Origin of the sequence: Campylobacter novaezeelandiae, assembly GCF_004323845.1 — a bacterium.
GTDB lineage: Bacteria > Campylobacterota > Campylobacteria > Campylobacterales > Campylobacteraceae > Campylobacter_D > Campylobacter_D novaezeelandiae.
Genome location: NZ_QPGR01000030.1, coordinates 1 through 2,177 on the forward strand (window position 1 = coordinate 1; position 2,177 = coordinate 2,177).

General features: G+C 24.9%; 1 protein-coding gene. It reads left to right on the top strand.

From position 1 onward, the window contains the following. Positions 1 to 201: 201 nt before the first annotated feature. A complete protein-coding gene (locus DU473_RS08110; RefSeq protein ID WP_131163693.1) occupies positions 202 to 1,956 on the top strand; it encodes a tetratricopeptide repeat-containing glycosyltransferase family protein in 1,755 nt (584 codons plus the stop codon). Positions 1,957 to 2,177: the final 221 nt, after the last annotated feature.

Here is a 2,177-nt window from a genome sequence, read left to right on the forward strand (position 1 = left end):
ATAATGGAATGTTTGATAATGATGGTAGCACTCATACAGGATTTGCTCAATTTAATTATGTATGGTAAAAACTTAAGTTACTAGTTTAATCTCTCCTAAACCCAAATGACTTTAGGTTGTTTGGGTTGTTTTTATAAATAATTTTTTAGTAAATTTATATCATAATTTCAAGTTTTTAAAACTTTTTAGTAGGAAAGCTCTATGTTTGATAGAATTTATTATTATTATTTTAATGCTAATTATGAAAAATGCTTAGAATTAAGTGAGAGATTTTTGAAAGAAAATCAAAAATTTGCTTTAGAATTTGCTATGCTCTCATCTTATAAACTTTCACTTTTTCAAAAAGCCTTATATTATGCCCAAGAGCTTTTTTCTATAAATCCAACAAGTTTTAATGGCCTTATGCTTTCTAAAAGTTATATTGAAAATCTAAGATTTGATGAAGCTTTAAATTTATTGCAACAACTTTTAGATCGTAAAGATGATTTGCAAAATGAAATTAATTTACAATTGGCTTTTCTTTATAAAATTATAAATAAATTTGAAGAGTCTGAGAAGATTTTTAAAGAGTTGCTTTCAAAAGATTTGTATAATCTAGATCTTTGGAAAGAATACGCAGAGATTTATTTTAAAAAAGATTTTGTTAAAGCACTTGATGCACATGAAGAATTGTATAATTTTATGCAAAAGCTCATAGAGAAATTGCAAGATGGAACTCTTATGGGACGTCATAATCCTAATTTAAACAATCTTCAAGATAGACTTCATAGCAAAACTAAAGAAAATCTTACGGTTTCAAAAATACATGATTTTTTAGCTCATCAGATTTTACCACAAAAAGCATATTTGCTTTTTAAACTTTTTAAAATATCTGATTCTTTAAAGCTTTTTCAATCGCTAGAAGAAGCAAATCAACACCATCCACAATTTTGGCAAAATTATGCCAAGGTGTTAGAATTTAGCTCTAATTATCAAAGTGCTTATAATGCATATCAAAAATGTTTAAGTTTAAATACCCATGCAACTTATCAATTTGATCTTGCGTATCTTTTAATGCGTATGGGTGTAGATGATAATTTTGAAGAAGGTAAAAAGTATTATGAAAGTAGATTATTTTATGCACATAATGAAACTTTTTCTACTTATCATTATAATGAAAGCATAAAAGCTTTTAATAAATCGGGTGTAGATGCTTTTAAAAACAAGGAAATTTTAGTATTTTGCGAACAAGGTTTTGGGGATACTATAATGTATGCAAGATGTTTAGAAAAGCTTTGTAAAATCGCTTCAAGAGTTTTATTTGCTCCTCAAAGTGCGATGTATGAAATGTTTAAAAATCAAATAAAAATTTTAAATCAAAATGATGATATTTTTAAAAATTTAAAAGTTTTAAAAAACCTGCCTAAAAAATTTGATTATGCTATTCCTATTTGTTCTTTGCCTTTTTTAGTTGATATCAAATTAAATGAAATTTTGCGCTTAAAAACACCTATATTGCCACAAAAAAGACCGCAAAATAAAAAGAAAAAACTTGGAATTTTTTATTTTACCCCTAATGCAGATGGATCTGATTTGTTAAGAAATTTCAAATTTGAATTATTGTTTGATATTTTGAAAGATTTAGATTATGAAATTATTTCTTTTCAAATGCAATCAAATGAAAATTTACTTAAAAGCATAGAAGATAGAAGTAAAAAAATAAAAAATTGGAATGATACTTTCAATAATTTATCTGATATTGATTGTATGATTAGCATTGATAGTGCAATTGCTCATTTAAGTTTGGCTATGGATATCCCAACGATCGTTCTTTTACATCCTAGGTTTGATTGGCGTTGGGGGAAATTTGAAGATCCTAAAAGTTTTTTTTGGCCAAAAGCAAAATGTTTTGTTTTGAAAGATGAAGAAGAAGTAAAAAGAAATTTACAAAAATTGATTAAAGATATTTTGCATTAAAGCTTTTTAAGCTTTAATTTATTTGTGATTTAAATTTGATTTTTTAATATTTTTTAGGATTGTAAATTTATATTTTTTGAAAAATAATAAGATTTGGTGGAAGCGAGGGGAATTGAATTATTATTTAAAAATACTTAAAAATAGTGTTTTGAATATTTTAATTTTCATTTTGGCTACAAAATAGCTACAAAAAATTAAAATATAAAAATAGGATTTTTTCT